The sequence below is a fragment of the Staphylococcus sp. HMSC62A08 genome (assembly GCF_001839105.1).
GTDB classification, from domain to species: Bacteria; Bacillota; Bacilli; order Staphylococcales; family Staphylococcaceae; genus Staphylococcus; species Staphylococcus caprae.
On the sequence record NZ_KV840027.1, the window covers coordinates 216,095 to 236,160 of the forward strand.

Here is a 20,066-nt window from a genome sequence, read left to right on the forward strand (position 1 = left end):
ATAAAGAAAACGCTTATACATAATTGCTTGAATGAGAAGGTGAACAAAAGATGGAAGAAGTTGTATTAGGCATTGATTTAGGAACAAGCGCAATTAAAATTATTGCAGTCAATCATCAAGGAGAAGTATTAGATACAGTCAGCGAACCATTAGAATTATTCCAAGACCAACCTGGATATAGCGAACAAAATCCTGACGATTGGTACGAGTCCACGAAACGTGGCATCCAACGTATAACAAGCTCCCAAATGTTAAAGAATAAGATAGTTAAAGGTCTTTCTTTTTCAGGACAAATGCATGGCTTAATCATATTGGACAAACAAGGCAAGCCGTTACGAAGAGCAATCCTGTGGAATGATACGAGAAACTCAGAACAATGTCGCCAAATTAAAGAAATATACGGAGAGCGACTCAATTATAATCCTATTTTAGAAGGCTTTACGTTACCTAAAATGTTGTGGGTTCAACAGCACGAACCTGATATTTGGGAACAAGTGCATGTATTTATGCTACCTAAAGATTACTTAAGATATTGTCTTACTGATCAAATACATATGGAATACAGTGACGCTGCGAGTACATTACTTTTAAACCCACAAACGAATCAATGGACGAAAGAAGTTGGCGCACGATTTAACATTCATGATATCTATCCACCATTAGTTCATTCACACGAATGTGTTGGATATATTAAATCATCGCTTGCGAAAGAACTTGGGTTTGAGAGTGATGTTGCAGTTTATGCAGGTGGTGGCGATAATGCTTGCGGTGCGATAGGCGCTGGAGTCATTAATGATAAGGAAGCTTTATGTAGTGTTGGAACATCTGGCGTAGTGTTAAATGTCGAATATAATCATGTCACTGCTTATGATCATAACCTTCATTTCTTCAATCATAGTATTCCAGATACGTATTATGCGATGGGAGTCACATTAGCTGCTGGCTATAGTTTAAATTGGTTAAAGAAGACCTTCTTTGAAAATGATTCTTTCGAGACAATTTTAAAAAATGCAGAAACATCAAAACTAGGTGCCAATGGGCTATTATTTGCGCCATATTTAGCAGGTGAGCGGACACCCCATGGTGATGCGCAGATTAGAGGGAGTTTTATAGGAATAAGTGGACAACATACTAAAGCCGATTTTGCACGTGCAGTAGTTGAAGGTATTACATATTCACTATATGACTCTATAAAATTAATGCGAGAAGCGGGACATGAGATTAACTCGATTACATCTATTGGAGGAGGCGCTAAAAGTAAGTTTTGGTTACAACTGCAAGCCGACATTTTCAATATGGAAGTTAAGAAATTGAAACATGAAGAAGGACCAAGTATGGGTGCCGCAATGTTAGCAGCATATGGATTGGGATGGTATGAGAGTATAGAAGCATGTGTGGCATCCTTTATTAAAGTTGAAGAAATATTTAAACCTAATAAAGAAAAGCAAAAGCAATAAAAAAAAAAAAATGATATCTATCAACGAATTTATCACCAAACTAAGCACTTAACAGAGGATTTATTAAAAATTTCTAAATAAAAGGGTGGAAACCATCGGATTTGAGGATTCGATGGTTTTTTAATTTTTGATTTATGTGATTGCTAAATATGGAAAACCGTTGATTAAAATCGTGTAGAAAATAGACTTTTAAAAAGTTAATAGACCAAAAATGATTTTTTGTTGATGTGACTTAAGAGAATAAATATTTCCTTGAAAATGAACGTTGACATTAAATAAATTAAAAAGTTTAATAAAAATATAATTTTGAAAATAAAATAGCAGCACGATAATAAGACACCGAGAGGATGATTAAATGTTAATTTCAAAACGAGAATTATGTGAGTCTTTATATCGCATGTCACCAAGAACATTTGCATATATGAATGAACTCGAATACCCTGATTTATTATTAACAATTGAGCGCTACGATATTTCACTTCCTACTTCAAATCAACTTCAAAAAGCAATACAATTCGGACACTATCCCCTGACTCATACTCAAGATCTTAACAAGAAAAATGAAGAGATTTTTATCAAAATAAAAGATGAAACGCTAAAAATGAATGAAGAGGAGAGGTTGAATTTTCTTCAATTTTATCCCTCTCATCAAATGCATGAGATGATAAACGCCTATTCAAGAATGACAAAATTAAATATAAAAGAAACGAAACGACCACTAAAATTACCATTCCCCCTTGATCAAGATACATTGGTAAAAGAAATGAATATACCACAAAATAACGAAAGTGCTCCTATCTTTTTATATGTACTACAAAAGCTACTCTCTGAAATGAAAAGATGTGACTTAAAATTCTCAGTCCACGAAAATATTTTAGAAATTAAATATTCAAACCACATCATTAAAGCATTTTTTAACCTTCATAAAAATAGTAAAGTGATATTTCCTTTACAAATATTTATTAGTGCACATTGTAGACATGCACCTTTTATTGAACAAATAGAGTCACTATCTATCGTTTCTTCAAAAGAACTATTATCGAGTATGAGTAAATTGTTATTATTAATATTTCAATTGCCTGAGATACTTACTAGACTGGAGTATTCTCTTAGTCAAAGGAACCACACTTTAGCTGAGAAACTATCTAAAAAATATAAATAAAGGTTAATGTAATGTGCAGCTATCGGGTTAGGGGACCTCCAAATGGTCAAAAATATTTTTATTGTGATAGGTAAGAGAGAAGTTAAGATAAAATTCTGCTTTTTATTCAATGAATATCGATGTAAAAAGTTATATATAAAATAAACATTCATATTTAAGGGCGTATTGCACAAGAAATTTGCAAGAAGCCCTTAAAAATTGTGAGCAATTTGTTACATAAATAGAGTTGAAGCGTTAAAATAATAAAGTCGCCTAAATGTTGTATACTAGTTACTTTATACATTGTAATAAGACATAATTAATATGTTTTGAAATTTGAGGGGATAATTATATAAAGCGTTTACATTTATTTGGGTTATGGTGTAAAATGTATTAAATAGAATCAAATAACAAAATATATTCTATTTTAAACTTTTTAAAGTGATAATAATTGCAATTAGTGAATAATTTCACAATATGGACTAAATTATTATACAAAAAATTATTGAAATCGCTTTCTTAAGGGTGTACGATAGCTATGGCCTAAAAAAACAGAAAGAAGGTTTTGGGGAAATGAATATAATCCTAGGAGTAGGGACTCTAGTACTTGTACTTATTATTATGACATTGTTCTTAAATTTTGCGCCATACGGTAAACAAGGTTTACAAGCTTTATCAGGGGCAGCTTGTGCAACATATTTACCACAAGCGTTTTTAAGTTACGCTATTGGTGGCGTATTTCATATTAAATTTTTTCAAGAAATTGGTGATTTAGCAGGAAGTTTAAGCGGAATTGCAGTAGGTATTCTAACATGTTTAAACTTACGCGTATCTCCAGTATTTGCTGTTATCGTTGGTTTAGTATTACATGATCAGAAATTATTACCAGCATTCATAGCTGCATATATTGTTGCTTTTGGAATTAAATTCATTGAGAAGAAAGTTCCAGAAGGACTAGATTTAATTGTTGTTATTTTATTGGCTCCAGCAATTACATTTGGTTTAGCAAATCTGATTTCACCAGGGGTCATCGCTGTTCTTAAACAAATTGGTTCAGCTATTTCTTCTGTAGGTAATGACAATCCATACGCATTAGCAGTTATATTAGGACTAGTTATCCCAGTTACAGGTATGACACCATTAAGTTCAATGGTTTTAACAAGTTTATTAGGTTTAACAGGTATACCAATGGCAATCGGTGCCTTAACATGTACAGGTGCTTCATTTGCCAATGCAGTTTTATTCAGCAGACTACACATTGGTAAGAAAACAAATGCATTCGCAGTATTTATTGAACCATTAACTCAAATAGATTTAATTGCACGTTATCCATTGCAACTCTTCGGTTCAAATGCAATTATCGGAGTTGTAAATGCTTGTATCGTTACATTTAGCGGCTTAGTTATTAACGTAAAAGGTATGGCAACGCCTATCGCAGGTGCGATTGTATTATTTGGTTTTAATAATGCAGTAACTTCAGTTATAACAATTGTTGCAGTGGGTATAGTAAGTGTAGTACTTGCATTTGTTCTAAGTTCACTTATCAAGAAATTTGATTTAATGAATATTAGTTTTAAATTGCCAGGGAAAAAGAATCGAGTTAAGGAGAGTGTTTAATAATGGCTAAAAGCTATGATTACCAAAGCGCTTTTGACATTATTGGACCAGTTATGATGGGACCATCAAGTTCGCATACTGCTGGTGCAGTAAAGATAGGTAACTCAGCACGAGCTGTTTTAGGAGATGTGCCTAAAAGCTTAGAAATTCATTATTATGAATCATTTGCTAAAACGCATCAAGGACATGGAACAGACGTTGCTGTAGTAGGTGGTGCTATGGGCTATAGCACATTTGATAATCGAATTAAATCAGCTTTAGATATTGCTAAAGAAGATCATATAGATGTAGATATTATCGAAGAAGACGGGGAAAGTATTGGGCAACATCCTAACTGTGCTTATATTAAAGCTGACACTAAGGATGGTCGTCATATTGAAGTCATTGGTATTTCAATTGGCGGTGGTACAATCAAACTCAAAGGTATTAATGTGAATGGTTTAGAAGTGGAAATTAATAACGGGCTTCCAATGCTAGAAATCGATGGCGAAATAGATAAAGCACAAGTCAATCACCTAATTAATGATATTACAGATATGGAAGTTGATTTTGGTGATGAAACAGTCAAAACGAGCGACAATAATTGTTTAGTCGTATTACCTTTAAACAAAGCAATCTCAGAATCAACATTAAATAAAATTAGAGATAAATACAGTGACTTAAACGTTTCCTATATCAATTAGAGGGGGATTAAAATGTTTGATTCAATTAGAGAGACAATAGATTATTCGGTTGAAAATAACATTACATTCGCTGATATTATGATCAACGAAGAAATGGAAAGAGAAGGCATATCACGCGATGAAGTACGTGAACGCATGAAACAAAATCTTGAAGTTATGCGTGACGCTGTTGAAAAAGGAACAACAGGTGAAGGTGTAGAAAGTGTTACAGGTTATACAGGACACGATGCAGCTAAACTTCGTGACTACAATGAAAAGAATCATGCGCTATCTGGCCGAGAAATGATTGAGGCTGTGAAAGGCGCTGTTGCTACTAATGAAGTTAACGCAGCAATGGGTATTATCTGTGCTACACCTACAGCTGGTTCATCGGGAACTATTCCCGGCGTACTTTTCAAACTAGAAAAAACACACGATTTAACAGAAGATCAAATGGTAGACTTCCTTTTCACTTCAGCATTATTTGGACGTGTTGTAGCGAATAATGCAAGTGTTGCAGGTGCAACAGGTGGTTGCCAAGCAGAAGTAGGTTCTGCATCAGCAATGGCAGCTGCAGCTTCAGTGGCTATCTTCAAAGGTACACCAGAACAATCTGGTCATGCGATGGCACTTGCAATAAGTAACCTATTAGGTTTAGTTTGTGACCCAGTAGCAGGATTAGTTGAAATTCCTTGCGTAATGAGAAACGCAATTGGTTCAGGTAACGCATTAATTTCAGCAGACCTTGCATTAGCTGGTGTAGAAAGTCGTATTCCAGTGGACGAAGTAATTGGTGCAATGGACAGAGTTGGCCGTAACTTGCCAGCATCTCTTCGTGAAACTGGTTTAGGTGGCTTAGCAGGTACACCAACTGGCGAAGAAATTAAACGTAAAATTTTCGGTGAAGCTGACAATATGGTGAATAATAAATAAATGATAAATTGAAATTTAAAGCACTTAGGTTTTGTTTGAAAAAACAAAGCTTAAGTGCTTTTTTAGTATCAACAAGGATAAGTCCCTCGCACTCCTTTATAAATCGCGAATGAATAAATTCAGTAAACGCTTCTTTACAAAACAAGGGCCCCAATCTAAAATAACTTAAAAGGGGCTGATGCAATGCTAAGATTGTTTCTTATCTTTATTGCATTCATCATTAACACGACGATAACTTATTTGGGAACTACGGAGGGAACATGGGTTAACTTATTATTTAAATCGTTATCGCTAAGTATGATTCTTGTATTTATGTTCTACTATATTCGTTTTGTTATTGAAAATAGAAATAAAGAATGAAGTTGAACTAAGTAGTTTATTATAGCTCAACTTCATTCTTTTTATTTGTATAAATCTAGCTGATAAAATGCTAAATCTAACCATCTTTCAAATTTGTATCCTACATTCGTGATTGTTCCAGCGTGAGTGAAATTAAATTTCTTGTGTAATTGAATACTTCCTTCATTTGAAGCATCAATACCAGCTACAATCGTGCGATAATTGTTGTCTTTAGCGTGTTGAATGAGTGTGGTTAATAATTGTGAAGCGATACCTTGACCACGATATTTGGGATCTACATATATAGAATGTTCAATCGAATAAAGGTACGCAGGCCAATCTCTAAAGGAACCATATGTTGCATATCCTACAATATGGTTATCCTTAACATAGACCCATATGGGCTCATCGGCCATTGCCTTCGCTTCAAACCACTGTACGCGTTCTTCTAATTCTTTAGGATCATAAGTGTATATAGCAGTAGTATTGATGATGGCATCGTTATAAATATTTAAAATATCAGGTAAATCCTCTTTTCTAGCAAATCGTATCATTTACATCTCTCTTTTCATATTTCTTTTCATTAAAAACCAATTTACATGAGTAATCAATAACTTGTTAAGTTTTATTACATTATGTTTAAAAAGAAAATGTTTATCAGCAAGTTAAACTAAGTCACTCATGTTGGTGTTGAAAAATAATGCTATACTAAATTTAAAATCATATTTATTCATTGAGAAATATAATTTAAAGGAGTTACTGAAATGAAAAAATGGATGAGTCATTTAATGACGTTCATAGGCATATTGTTAATCATCCTAGCAATTTATTTGTTCGCAAAGCCACATATTGATAATTATTTCCATGATAAAGATAATAATAATAAAATCGAACAATATGATAAAGATGAAAAAAAGGATGTCTCAACAAAACATAAAAAGCCTACAATTCCAAAAGATAAATCTAAAATGGCAGGTTACATTGAAGTGCCAGACGCTGAAATTAAAGAACCTGTATATCCAGGCCCTGCCACGCCTGAGCAACTCAATAGAGGTGTAAGCTTTGCAGAAGGTGATGAATCACTTGATCAACAAAACATTGCAATCGCTGGTCATACATTTACTGACCGCCCACATTATCAATTTACAAATTTAAAGGCTGCTAAGAAAGGGAGTAAAGTATATTTCAAAGTAGGTAACGAAGTTAGAAAGTATAAAATGACGAAAATCCATGATGTCGATCCTACAGAAGTGAAAGTATTAGATGAACATAAAGGTAAGAAGAATCAATTAACATTAATCACTTGCGATGATTATAATGAACAAACAGGTGTCTGGGAAAAACGTAAAATATTTGTAGCAACACAAGTGAATTAATGTTGAACGAGACGTACGAGGCTGGGATATCATTTGGTATCTCAGCTTTTTATGAAATTCTGCAAACCATGCAAGTTGGGTGTGGAGCAACGAAAATCATTTGACTAAATGACATGTCTGTCTCACCACGTGTTTGTTTTTTATGATGTGAAATGTCTTTCAAAAGTTGAATATAGTTTCAGTGTCTTGTCATGAACTTCATTACTCTTAATCTCAAAGATATAATGAGGATAAAGTTGTTCACATAAAGGGGATGCAAGAAATATGATAAGTGCAATTGCAGTAGATATGGACGGCACATTTTTAGATTCAAACAAGCAATTTGATGAAACACGCTTTGAGCGTATCTTTAAGAAATTAAGGGACAACCATATTCAATTTATAGCGGCTAGCGGCAATCAATATGCTAAGTTAAAGTCAATCTTTGGTGTTAGAGATATGTTTTTTATTTCTGAAAATGGAGCAGTCATTTATAAAGGGGATCAATTATATAATTACCGTAGCTTTAATCGTAAAGAATTTCAAAATGTGGTCGATTATCTAAATATTGATCACAACATGAAAGAGTTAATAGTATGTGGTATAAAAAGCGCATATATTTTAAGGAACACTTCCGACACGTTTAAAGAAGACGCTCATTTTTATTATCATCAGTTGGAAGAAATTGATTCATTGCAAGATTTACCTCAAGATGATTATGTGAAGATAGCATTTAATATTAATCGTAGAACGCATCCTCATGTTGATGAAGCATTGAACGAGACTTTTAAAGATACCATTCAACTTGTATCTAGTGGTCATGACAGTATAGACGTGATTATGCCAAATATGACAAAAGGACAAGCATTAACACGATTACTTAATGAGTGGGAAATGTCATCAGATGAATTAATGGCATTTGGTGATGCAAATAATGATAAAGACATGTTAGAACTAGCCAAACACAGTTACGTAATGGCCAATAGTAGTGATGCCTCACTTTTTGAAATTGCGAATAGTGTAGCGCCATCAAATGATGAACAAGGCGTTTTAACTACGATTGAAGAAAAAGTGTTAAAGCATTTATAAGCATATGAAAAGGTGAGACAGCGATATTAATGCTATATCTCACCTTTTTTAATATATTAATTTAAACGTGTATCACAAGTGCCTGTTTGAATCACAGATAATGCTGCGTTCAAGCCACCTTCAACTAAGTTTTGTACTGCTTCGTCTGAGAAGAACGCGATGTGAGGTGTCACTAAAATGTTTTCATGTCTAATGAGTTCTAACAATGTTTGGTCTTCAATTGTTTTATTTGTCCAATCGAATGTGAAGTAGTCGGCTTCATTTTCATAAGTATCGATGGCAGCACCATATAAAGTACCATTGTTCACAGCTTCGATAAGGTCAGGTGTGTTAATAACAGCGCCACGAGCAGCATTGACTAGCACAGCACCTTTCTTAACTTTCGCAAACATTTCTTTATCAAATAGATGGAAGCTTTCTTTATTAGCAGGAACGTGAAGTGAGATAATATCTGCATCTTTAATCGCTTCTTCAACTGAATCCTTATACTCTAAGAAATCTAGAGAATCATTTGGATATGCATCGTAGCCAACAACTTTTGCACCGAAACCTGCATAGATTTTACCAGTTGCAGCTCCAATACGGCCTGTACCAATAATCGCAACGGTCATATTTTTAACAGGTTTAGACATTATAGGTGCAGCCCAAGTGAAGTTATGATCTTGTACGCGTCTTTCAATAGCTGGGAATTTACGCACAAGTTGTAAAGCAATAGAAACTGAATATTCGGCGATTGTCTCAGGTGAATAACTAGGAATGTTAGAAATAACAATACCATGTTTTTTAGCAAGATCTAAATCATACATATCAAATCCTGCAGTACGTTGAGCGATTTGTTTGATGCCGTAAGCTTCTAATTTAGGGTAAACTTCATCTTCCAATTTACCAAATTGCATTGTAGTGACACCGTCGTAGTCTTTAAGTTGATCTACAGTATCTTTACTTAAAAGGTCAGTAGAAGTTGTCACTTCAATATTATTTTTTTTTACCCCAATTTAATGCCATTTCTTTCTCATATTCGCGTGTACCGAAAAACATAATTCTTGTCATTAAAAATAACCCCATTTCTAAAAAATAAAAAAAACAATAATAACAATAAGTTATCTAGATAAAAAATAATTAAGTAAGACTAAAACTTACAAACCTATTATATTGTGAAAGTTTTCACAAATCAAGAAAGAACTATTAGTCGAGAAAGAAAAATGTGAAAATATTCACATTAATAATAAACGTGTCACTTTTTAAGAAAGAAACCAATTACTTTTGTTGTGTATAAAAGTCATTTATACTTTCTTTATGAAAAGAATCGATTAGTAGGAGGATGAACATTTAAATGAGCAGTATGAATCAAAAGATTATTGATGCGTTTGAATTTAGACATGCAACGAAACAATTTGATCCATCTAAAAAGGTTAGCGATGAAGACTTTGAAACAATATTGGAATCAGGTAGATTGTCACCAAGTTCTTTAGGTTTAGAACCTTGGCATTTTGTAGTAGTTCAAAGTGAAACATTGAGAGATAAATTAAAGCCTTATAGTTGGGGTGCTCAAAAGCAATTAGATACCGCAAGTCACTTTGTATTAATTTTTGCACGTAAAAATGTAACATCTCACTCAGATTATGTTCAAAATCTTATCCGAGGCGTTAAAGAATATGAAGAAAGTACCATTCCAGCAGTAGAGGAAAAATTTGATAACTTCCAAACAAACTTCCATATTAATGACAATGAGCGTACATTATATGATTGGGCAAGTAAACAAACATACATCGCTTTAGGAAATATGATGACTACAGCGGCGCTATTAGGTGTAGATTCATGCCCAATGGAAGGATTTGATTTAGATAAAGTTACTGAAATTTTATCAGAAGAAGGAATTCTTGATACTGAACATTTTGGTATTTCAGTCATGGTTGGTTTTGGCTATAGAGCTGAAGAGCCCGCGCACGGTAAAGTCCGTCAAAGTAAAGATGATGTCATTAGTTGGATAGAATAAAATGCTATATTTATCTTTAGATTCTAGAACTCAAACTTCTAGAATCTATTTTTCTTTTTCAATAAAATATAAAAATTTTGTGTAGTGAATAACACATTGCTAAGTGGGTATATCACATATGTGACTTCTTTTAGAAATAGTATAAACACATCATTTTGAAAATGGATTAAAAGAGGTTAGAATTAAAAATACGAAAAGTAAACGTTTACATTTTTTCATAGATTCAAAATTTACGAAAGATAGTTTCAATAAATTAATTATCACTATAAAGGATGGATTAAAATGGCAAATATTAACGTTAGAGATTATATCGACGAAAATTATGGCTTGTTTATAAATAACGAATTCCAAGCAAGTGGTAGTGGTGAAACAATCACAGTAACAAATCCTGCGAATGGTGAAGATTTAGCTAAAGTTGCTCGCGCAGGTAAAGAAGACGTAGATAAAGCAGTTCAAGCTGCGCATGATGCATTTGACAGTTGGAGTAAAATTTCTAAAGCAGAACGCGCAGACTATTTATCAGAAATTGGTCGTCGCATTCATGAAAAAGCTGAACACTTAGCAACAGTAGAATCATTACAAAATGGTAAACCTTACCGTGAAACTTCTACTATTGATGTGCCTCAAGCAGCTGAACAATTTAAATATTTCGCAAGTGTATTAACTACTGATGAAGGCACAGTTAATGAAATTGATGAAAATACAATGAGTTTAGTAGTCAATGAACCTGTTGGTGTGGTAGGTGCAGTTGTAGCATGGAACTTCCCAATCTTATTAGCATCTTGGAAATTAGGTCCAGCACTAGCTGCAGGTAATACAGTTGTTATTCAACCATCATCTTCTACACCGTTATCTTTAATTGAACTTGCAAAAATCTTCCAAGAAGTACTACCTAAAGGTGTAGTTAACGTATTAACTGGTAAAGGATCTGAATCAGGTGACGCAATCTTTAACCATGAAGGTGTAGATAAATTATCATTCACAGGTTCAACAGATGTAGGTTATGGCGTAGCTAAAGCTGGAGCTGAACGCATTGTACCTACAACATTAGAGCTAGGTGGTAAAAGTGCGAACATCATATTTGATGATGCAAACTTAGATCAAGTGGTTGAAGGCGTACAATTAGGTATTCTATTTAACCAAGGTGAAGTATGTAGCGCCGGTTCAAGATTACTCGTACAATCTTCAATATATGATAAATTATTACCTAAATTAAAAGAAGCATTCGAAAATATCAAAGTGGGCGATCCATTTGATGAAGATGTGAAAATGAGTGCTCAAACTGGTCCAGACCAATTAGAAAAAATTCAAAGTTATGTAAAAATTGCTGAAGAAGATGATAAAGCGAATATCCTCACTGGCGGTCATCGAATTACTGATAATGAACTAGATAAAGGTTATTATTTTGAACCTACAATCATTGAATTAAAAGATAATGGACATAAACTTGCTCAAGAAGAAATCTTCGGTCCAGTATTAGTTGTTGAAAAATTCGATGATGAACAACAAGCAATTGATATTGCAAATGATTCAGAATACGGTCTAGCAGGTGGTATCTTTACTACAAATATCAACCGTGCGTTAAATGTTTCTAAAGCAATGAGAACAGGACGTATCTGGATTAACACTTACAATCAAATCCCAGCAGGTGCACCATTCGGCGGTTATAAAAAATCTGGTATCGGTCGAGAAGTATATAAAGATGCTATTAAAAACTATCAACAAGTTAAAAATATCTTCATCGATACAAGTGACCAACCCAATGGTATGTATTAATTAAGATGAAAACTTCAAATAAAAAAGAGGGCGCAATGCCCTCTTTTTATACTGTCTGCAAAGATTGAACTTTGTAGGCAGTTTTATTTATACATAATTATAAAAAATCTATTCAGGAACCACGTTTGTATCACCATGAATTGTAATATCAAATCCTTCGGGTGAAGTAACTTGTGTTTCTTCTGAATTTGGTATATATATGTCAATATGTGTTAAACCATAAGTGCTTTCGTTCGCTTCTCTTTTTTGATTTGACTGCCATGTATTGGCTGCAATATGGTGATGATATTTTTGTGTAGACATAAAGAGCGCTTGTGGGAAGTTAGAAATATGTTCTAATCCTAGTTCATCGATATAAAATGCACGTGCTTGTCCTAAATTATGTGTTTTAAGATGTAAGTGACCGATTTTTCCATCTTTTGGCCATCCTTGCCATCCATCAGTCGAACGTTGTTCAATTAAATCGTTAGCATCAACTTCTAGCGTATCCATCTTCACGAAACCATCACGCCATTGCCATTCATCAGTAGGCCGATCTTGATAAACTTCAATTCCATTTCCTTCTGGATCAGCAAAGTATAAAGCTTCACTTACAAGGTGATCACCTCCACCCACGGCAATATTTAATTGAATTGCGTGATATAAGAAATTTGCCAAGTCTCTACGTGTAGGTAAAAGAAAAGCAATATGGAATAAACCTGCTTCTCTAAAGCCAGGTTGGCGGCCGTCATGTAATTCTTGAAGAGTAAGGGTGTGCCCATTAGCACCTACATTCAATATAGTTTGTTGCGCATGTTGTGCTTTAATTGTAAATCCTAGCACAGTAGAGTAAAATTCAGTCATTTTATTTAAATCTTTAACGTTTAAAGTAATATTTGTAACTTGAGTTGCTTCAGTAGAATGGAATGTAGTCATTTCGTCTTACCTCCTATGATGAAAAGTCATCATTGTTTAATATTTATATCTAGTATAATTAATATACTACCAAAACATTTAATACGCAAGCTTTAATATCTATAAAAAATTCCAAGAAGGTGAATACACTTCTTGGAAACTGAATTACTATTTATTTGTTACTTTTATTAACCTAAATACACATCTTGTGCATGGTCATCTTTTTCTAAAACGTCTTTAGCGAATGGGCAAGATGCAATGATTTTTAAGTTGTTGTCACGTGCATATTCAACCACGCGATTGACTAATTTTTTACCTAAACCTTGTCCACCTAATTCATCTGATACACCTGTATGATCAATATCAATTTCGTTGTTGTCTACTTCTTTGAAAGTGATAACTGCTTGTGGGTTATTTTCATCTTCTCCAACATAAAATTTATGGTCACCTTGTTTGATTTCTTCAGCCATTTACGTTCACTCCTTTAAAAATGTATATACATATAAATATCACTTTTCATGATTTTTGAAACATTTTGAATACGCCACATGATTAATATATCGTTAGCTATTGCTTTTTTGATAAGTAACCGATATAGTGATAAACGAAATAATTACGCTTTATGGGGGTCTCATTTTGAAAAGAAAGGCAATCATCTGGATGACTTTATCCATTATATTAATACTGAGTGGATGTAGTAAAAGTATGAATCATAAAAAAGACAATATTAGTAGTCAAAATAAAATGAAAATATACACAACTGTGTTTGCGTTTCAAAGTTTTACTCAACAAATCGACGGAAAGTACGTAGATGTTGAATCTATCTATCCTCCAGGTGCATATTTACATTCTTATTTTTCAACGCAAAAAGATATGATTAATATTGCTAAAAGTGATTTGTTTATTTATTCAAATGATGACTTAGACCCAGTTTCTGCGAAAATCACCAAATCTATGGAAAATAAAAACATGAAATTAGCTCTTGCAAATGGTTTGAAACAAAAAGACTTGATTCACTCTGATGATCATGATGAGGATGAGGGACATCAACACCACCATGAATCAAGTAATGATCCTCATATATGGTTAGATCCAGTATTAGACCGTGTATTTGCAAAGGAAATCAAAGATAAATTAATTCAACAAGACCCTAAGCATAAGTCTTATTATGAAAAGAACTACAAAAAGTTAGATAAAGAAATCAAAGATATTGATAATAAAATGAAAAGGATCACTAAAAATCCGAAACGTGATAAAGTAATCATTTCACATGACTCATTAGGTTACCTCGCACATCGATATCATTTTAAACAAGAAGGTGTGAATGGAATGAATGACGAAGAACCGAGTCAGAAGAAGATATTAAGCATTGTGAAGGAGATTAAAAAGTCAAAATCTCCATATGTACTATATGAACAGAACATCACTTCTAAAATTACAGATGTGATTAAAAAGGAAACTGACACCCAACCTTTAAGTTTTCATAATTTAGCAGTACTCACGAAAAAAGAACAAAATGATGACGCCATCACTTATCAATCATTAATGAAAAAAGATATCCAATCTCTAGATAAAGCATTAAATCATTAAAAATACCTAGCATTACACATTGAACTTCGATTTGAAGTATATGTGTAATGCTTTTTTATTTATCAATCAACAAGGGAAAAGATAAACATAAGTGATAAATTATATTTTCCCAAATAAAATAGCCCCTCCAATTTAATTTAAAATGAGGGACCAATAATACGTTTCTGCTTTAATATTTATTTATAGCGCAAGTAGCTCACGGTAGTGTTGTAATATTCTTCGAAACCATGGATGCCGTCTGCACCACCTAAGCCTGATTCACGCCAACCGGCATGATAACCGTTAACGACTTCTTCGGCTTCACAATTTGCGTATACTTCACCGAATTTTAAACGCTCTGAAGCGGTCATCACTTCTTGTAAGTTTTCAGAGAAGATGTATGAAGATAAACCAGCATTTGTATCATTAGCATCTTCAATGACTTGGTCAAAGTCTTCATAAGTGGTAATCGCTAATACAGGACCAAATATTTCCTCTTTAAATACACTATCTTCAGTATTTACATGGTCTAGGATCGTTGGTTCATAGAAGAAACCAGCACGGTCTAATTGATGACCACCCATGACTAATGTTGCGCCATTATTCACAGCAGATTCCACTTTTTCATGAATACTATCCAGTTGTTTTTGGTTAATGATTGCGCCATAATCTGTATTTTCATCTAAAGGATCTCCAACAGTCAGTTGACCCATTTTGTCTTTTACTTTTTCTAAAAATGCATCATGGACATCTTTATGAACAAAGATACGTTCTGGACAAGTACACACTTGACCTGCATTATTAATACGAGCAGTAACGATATAGTCAACAGCTTTGTCTAGATCAGCATGTGGTGTGACGAGTACAGGAGCGTTACCACCTAATTCAAGATTTAATTTCTTAACTGTTTGTGCTGCATGCTCATAGACGGATTTACCTGCGCGCATACTACCCGTTAATGAAATAAGTTGGATATCCTTATGAGTAGCGAGTTGAGTGCCAACTGTTTCGCCAGTACCTGGAATAATTTGAATTAAACCAGCGGGAATCGTTGAAGCGCGGAAGAGCTCAGCTAAACGTAATGTTAATAATGTCGTTTCTTCACTTGGTTTAATAACGACGGAACAGCCAGTCACGATAGCTGGAATAACTTTACGCATCAAGACCATAATCGGTGCATTCCAAGGCACAATTCCTGCTGTGACACCAATTGGTTTCTTAGTTAATTGAATGATTTCATTCTCTACACTATTTTGTAGCACTTCGCCTTTGTTACTCATACTTAAACTTGTCATATAGTCGATAAATGTGATTGATTTATCGATTTCTCCATAGGCTTCGGCGAGTGTTTTTCCTTGTTCTTTCACATATAATTGTGCAATTTCATCACGGTTTTGTTCTAATAGAGGAATAAGTAATTTAACGTGTTCAGCACGAGTCGGTTGAGGGACACGTTCCCATTCGAGTTGTGCGTGTTTAGATTTTTCAATCGCTTCATTGACTTCTTCAGTCGCGAACGTAATTGTATCAAATTTTTCTCCTGTAGCAGGATTAATGACATCCATCGTTTCAGTTGATTTACTTTCGATAAATTCATTGTTAATAAATAATTGATTTGTCATTTGAGACACCTCCATCCTCTATATTCCCGAAATTGATTATCCTAATTTTGAAAATGAAAAAATACATTGGATGAAGGTCTACTAAAAATATGTAAGAATTTGAGACATAACTTCTCGAAAATAATTTCAATTAGGATCCTTCTTACTACTATTTTTCTATTCAATACTTCGTATTGCTTAAGCTCCCTTGCCGCAAGGATGATTAGATGTTGAGCCATTTTATGAGCTCAATATCAATCAGCTACTGCGTAGCCTGTCTTTTAAAAATCAACTGACTTTAAGTAGTCTCAAGACGCATGCTATTCCTGCAGGCGTGTCGCCATCAATACTCAGTTTAACTTTTAAGAATGATGCTTTATGCCACAATCTATTTTCATAAAAAAAGTCAGGCAAAGTTTCTAAAGAACTCGCCTGACTTAAATTTATTTTCTAAGAATACCTTTATAAATCACTGGGATAAGTAAGATAAAACCGAATAACCCCATAATAGGGAAAACTTTACCAATCAATGAGATAAAACCAATAAATGTGCATATGAACGTAATGATAGACATCACGATGATTAAACTATAATAACGTTTCGTAAATGGTCGGCTAAAACGAGAAGCAAATGCGTACATCAGGCCGACAACCGTATTGTAAATCACTAATACCATAATGACAGACATAATTGTGCCAATTGAAGGTGAGATTTGCTTCGCTAAGAGTAGCGATGGTAATGCCACATGTTTAATTTTGTTAAATTCAGTGACTAGACCTAAATTGATCATTAATAATAAGAACGTAATGATGATACCGCCAATCAGACCGCCATAAATCGTCGACTTCTGGAACTTCAGTTTGCCGCCCATCACTGTTAAAAAGCTAAACGCAGCAGCAATTTGTAAGCTTGCGTAGTTAATCGCATCGAACCACCAACCGGGTGAAATAGATTTATTATGATTGGAGTACTCATTTGCCGCAGTAAAATCCACGTGTCCTGTAATAAAATAATACATCGCAATCATGACTACAATTGCAACTAGGAATGGCGTGACGCCTCCAAGTACTGCAATAAGTCGATCAAATTGTAAAAATAGAGTAAGCAAAATGAGCACGACGAGTATGAGAGAACTTAACCAGAATGGTATACCAAAACTTTCATTTATTGTTGAAGCGCCACCTGCAGTCATAATGATGGCGAGTGAAAATAAAAACACAGTCAGTATGATATCGAATAGTTTTGCAATGACTGGGTGTAAATAATAGTGGATGGATTCAGAATGATTTTGAGATTTAAGACGGTAGCCAGTGTTTAAAACAAATATTCCGCCTAAAGTCACAATCAGACCAGTGATCAGTATGCCAGTAATACTATAAACGCCATGACTTGTAAAAAATTGAAATATTTCTTGTCCTGTCGCAAATCCTGCTCCAACCACCACACCAACAAATGCAAATGCCACGATGATGGATTCTTTAACAGTATTCATTAAACATGCATATCCCTTCAAAATTGATATATTCTATATGTATTCTTTTCTTTTAAAAAGTTTAAAAATCACATTCATCTATTGTAGATGATAAAGATAAAAAAATAAACAGTAAAGTTCATCACATATGTACGATTGTCTAAATGTGACGTACGATTATTTGTGTTTCATGTATAATTGATGTGTATCACACGTTTGAAATTTTAAATTATGTTAAGTTTAATTTTGTACTGTTGAATTAAAGATATAAATTTACAAAAGTTTTAAGCAAATGGTAATGCATGAGTCCACCATTTTTGATAGTATTAGGCAATATTGAATATAGAATACAAGTAAAAATATAAGAAGGTGTTTGTATGTCATTGAATTTACCCATTATGCTAACGATTGTTTTATTCTTAGCATTAGGGATTTTCAGTCAATGGTTAGCTGACAGAATTAAATGGCCTTCCATTGTAGTTATGGCAATTGTTGGATTGTTAGTCGGTCCAATTCTGGGATTGACTAATCCTAAGGAAGCGCTTGGTTCAGACGTGTTTAGTCCGATTGTTTCTTTAGCCGTCGCAATTATACTATTCGAAGGTAGTAGTAATTTGGACTTTAGGGAACTGAAGGGCATCTCCAAAGCAGTCATTCGAATCATTACAGTTGGTGCAATTATCGCATGGATATTAGGCGCTATTGCGTTACATACCATTCTCAATTTCCCATTATCCGTATCATTTGTGATGGGGGGACTCTTTTTAATTACAGGTCCAACTGTGATTCAACCTTTACTCAAGCAGGCGAAAGTGAAGAAAAATGTCGATTCCATATTACGATGGGAGAGTATCATCCTAGACCCAATCGGTCCAATGCTTGCGTTAACAGCGTTTTATATCTTCCAAATTCTCGAACAAGGTATTAGTTTCGTCGTTATTCTACTCTTTGTTCTGAAAATGATAGCCGTCGTCGTAATCGGCTTTGGCGCATCATACTTATTCAATTGGTCTATCCGTCGCGATATGATTCCACAAAGTTTGATGCCTCCGATTCAACTCATATTTATTCTATTAACATTTAGTATTTGTGATGAAATACTTTCTGAATCGGGTCTATTAGCAGTAACAATCTTTGGATTAAATATGGCGCGTAAGAAACGTCATGATTTAATTTTCAAAGAATCTGACCATTTTATCGATAATGCGTCATCGATTTTAGTCAGTACAGTCTTTATTTTAATTACATCTTCACTTTCAAAAGATGTATTATTAAACGTATTATCATGGCAATTAATTATTTTCTGTTTAGTCATGATTGTATTAGTTAGACCGATTTCAGTACTATTTTCAACGTTTAGAACTGAAATTTCTAAAAAAGAACGTGCCATTGTTGCAATGATGGCGCCAAGAGGGATTGTAGTTCTTACCGTAGCGCAATTCTTCTCAAGTTTATTTATGGACGATAAAGTAGCCATGGCTAAGTATATAACGCCAGTAACGTTCGGATTGGTTTTTATTACTGTGGTGATTTACGGATTTAGCTTTACACCGCTAAGTAAATTATTTGGTGTTGCGAGTAATGAACCACCGGGTGTTATCATTGTGGGTGAAAGTGAGTTTTCATTCCATTTAGGAGTGAATTTAAGAGATCATGGAATTCCTGTTATGATGTTTAATCTATTTGAAAATACTTCTGAAAAAGCACATGAAGCGGGGTTTGAAGTCTTTAAAGGTAATTTATTATCAAGTAATGATCGTATATACTCTGACTTACTTCGCTATAACAAATGTATCTTGATGACGCAGTCATTCATTTTCAATAGTTTGGCATTTAATGAACTGGTACCGGAGTTTGGTTTGAGTAATGTAGATATGATGCCTGTTTCTTTCAATGATGAGCAGGCGAGAAATAACTTGAGTGGACCGATTCGTAATCATATTTTATTTGATGAAAATCATAGTCCACGATGGTTTAATAACTATATTACGCAGCATAATATCGTAGAAGTGCCAGCAGAAGAATATCATGAGCTGACTGACAATGACATGTTAATTTATTATATTAATGATGATAAAGAAGTGACGTTTAAACGTAGTAGTAGAGAATTACCGCAACATGATACAGGTGTATACGGTATCTTAAGAAATGCTTATCATGCGTAA

Annotated in this window: 16 protein-coding genes and 2 pseudogenes; 12 read left to right on the plus strand and 6 right to left on the minus strand. The window is 33.9% G+C overall.

From position 1 onward, the window contains the following. The first annotated feature begins 50 nt into the window (after positions 1–50). The 6 genes and pseudogenes from xylB (at position 51) to HMPREF3264_RS12570 (ending at position 6,170) form a co-directional block, all read left to right on the plus strand. Positions 51–1,538, plus strand: a pseudogene (gene xylB, locus HMPREF3264_RS01810) (xylulokinase). A gap of 274 nt (positions 1,539–1,812) precedes the next feature. Next, positions 1,813–2,619, plus strand: a complete 807-nt coding sequence (locus HMPREF3264_RS01815) for a hypothetical protein (protein ID WP_070871735.1) — start codon at positions 1,813–1,815, stop codon at positions 2,617–2,619. A gap of 552 nt (positions 2,620–3,171) precedes the next feature. Further along, entirely contained in the window at positions 3,172–4,215 is a 1,044-nt protein-coding gene (locus HMPREF3264_RS01820; protein ID WP_037541661.1) for a PTS sugar transporter subunit IIC, read from the plus strand. Positions 4,216–4,217: 2 nt separating this feature from the next. Continuing rightward, a complete protein-coding gene (sdaAB, locus tag HMPREF3264_RS01825; RefSeq protein ID WP_002444284.1) occupies positions 4,218–4,898 on the plus strand; it encodes an L-serine ammonia-lyase, iron-sulfur-dependent subunit beta in 681 nt (226 codons plus the stop codon). A 12-nt stretch (positions 4,899–4,910) separates the two neighbouring features. After that, entirely contained in the window at positions 4,911–5,810 is a 900-nt protein-coding gene (sdaAA, locus tag HMPREF3264_RS01830; protein WP_002444283.1) for an L-serine ammonia-lyase, iron-sulfur-dependent, subunit alpha, read from the plus strand. Positions 5,811–5,993: 183 nt separating this feature from the next. Continuing rightward, positions 5,994–6,170, plus strand: coding sequence for a hypothetical protein (locus tag HMPREF3264_RS12570; protein ID WP_002444280.1), 177 nt, complete (start codon positions 5,994–5,996; stop codon positions 6,168–6,170). 41 nt (positions 6,171–6,211) lie between these two features. Here HMPREF3264_RS12570 and HMPREF3264_RS01835 read toward each other — a convergent pair whose 3' ends face one another. Further along, positions 6,212–6,703 carry a GNAT family N-acetyltransferase gene (locus HMPREF3264_RS01835; RefSeq protein ID WP_002444278.1) on the minus strand — a complete coding sequence of 164 codons (492 nt, stop codon included), beginning with the start codon at positions 6,701–6,703 and terminating at the stop codon, positions 6,212–6,214. Positions 6,704–6,913: 210 nt separating this feature from the next. Here HMPREF3264_RS01835 and srtA point away from each other — a divergent pair, with 210 nt between their 5' ends. Together srtA and HMPREF3264_RS01845 are read left to right on the plus strand one after the other, a co-directional pair. Next, positions 6,914–7,525 carry a class A sortase SrtA gene (srtA, locus tag HMPREF3264_RS01840; protein WP_070871736.1) on the plus strand — a complete coding sequence of 204 codons (612 nt, stop codon included), beginning with the start codon at positions 6,914–6,916 and terminating at the stop codon, positions 7,523–7,525. 264 nt (positions 7,526–7,789) lie between these two features. Beyond that, positions 7,790–8,593 (plus strand): Cof-type HAD-IIB family hydrolase, encoded by an 804-nt coding sequence (locus tag HMPREF3264_RS01845; protein WP_070871737.1) that lies wholly within the window; start codon positions 7,790–7,792, stop codon positions 8,591–8,593. A 56-nt stretch (positions 8,594–8,649) separates the two neighbouring features. Here the strand turns inward: HMPREF3264_RS01845 and HMPREF3264_RS01850 are convergent. Next, positions 8,650–9,643: pseudogene (locus tag HMPREF3264_RS01850) on the minus strand (D-lactate dehydrogenase). Between the two features lie 283 nt (positions 9,644–9,926). On the opposite strand from HMPREF3264_RS01850, the gene HMPREF3264_RS01855 reads away from it, so the two are divergent. Further along, positions 9,927–10,589, plus strand: coding sequence for an NAD(P)H-dependent oxidoreductase (locus HMPREF3264_RS01855; protein ID WP_070830167.1), 663 nt, complete (start codon positions 9,927–9,929; stop codon positions 10,587–10,589). Between the two features lie 282 nt (positions 10,590–10,871). Then, the gene (locus tag HMPREF3264_RS01860) at positions 10,872–12,365 is read left to right on the plus strand and encodes an aldehyde dehydrogenase family protein (RefSeq protein ID WP_070871738.1); all 1,494 of its coding nucleotides are present in this window, start codon (positions 10,872–10,874) and stop codon (positions 12,363–12,365) included. A 108-nt stretch (positions 12,366–12,473) separates the two neighbouring features. Here HMPREF3264_RS01860 and HMPREF3264_RS01865 read toward each other — a convergent pair whose 3' ends face one another. Together HMPREF3264_RS01865 and HMPREF3264_RS01870 are read right to left on the minus strand one after the other, a co-directional pair. Then, positions 12,474–13,280, minus strand: a complete 807-nt coding sequence (locus tag HMPREF3264_RS01865; protein ID WP_070871739.1) for a VOC family protein — start codon at positions 13,278–13,280, stop codon at positions 12,474–12,476. Between the two features lie 167 nt (positions 13,281–13,447). Beyond that, positions 13,448–13,729, minus strand: a complete 282-nt coding sequence (locus tag HMPREF3264_RS01870; protein ID WP_044466775.1) for a GNAT family N-acetyltransferase — start codon at positions 13,727–13,729, stop codon at positions 13,448–13,450. Between the two features lie 190 nt (positions 13,730–13,919). On the opposite strand from HMPREF3264_RS01870, the gene HMPREF3264_RS01875 reads away from it, so the two are divergent. Next, positions 13,920–14,849 (plus strand): metal ABC transporter solute-binding protein, Zn/Mn family, encoded by a 930-nt coding sequence (locus HMPREF3264_RS01875; RefSeq protein ID WP_176746806.1) that lies wholly within the window; start codon positions 13,920–13,922, stop codon positions 14,847–14,849. Positions 14,850–15,025: 176 nt separating this feature from the next. On the opposite strand, the gene HMPREF3264_RS01880 is transcribed toward HMPREF3264_RS01875, so the two are convergent. Both HMPREF3264_RS01880 and HMPREF3264_RS01885 read right to left on the minus strand, forming a co-directional pair. Further along, positions 15,026–16,450 (minus strand): aldehyde dehydrogenase, encoded by a 1,425-nt coding sequence (locus HMPREF3264_RS01880; protein WP_070871741.1) that lies wholly within the window; start codon positions 16,448–16,450, stop codon positions 15,026–15,028. Positions 16,451–16,872: 422 nt separating this feature from the next. Continuing rightward, positions 16,873–17,922 carry a YkvI family membrane protein gene (locus HMPREF3264_RS01885; protein ID WP_070871742.1) on the minus strand — a complete coding sequence of 350 codons (1,050 nt, stop codon included), beginning with the start codon at positions 17,920–17,922 and terminating at the stop codon, positions 16,873–16,875. A gap of 356 nt (positions 17,923–18,278) precedes the next feature. Here HMPREF3264_RS01885 and HMPREF3264_RS01890 point away from each other — a divergent pair, with 356 nt between their 5' ends. After that, positions 18,279–20,066, plus strand: a complete 1,788-nt coding sequence (locus HMPREF3264_RS01890) for a cation:proton antiporter (protein ID WP_070871743.1) — start codon at positions 18,279–18,281, stop codon at positions 20,064–20,066.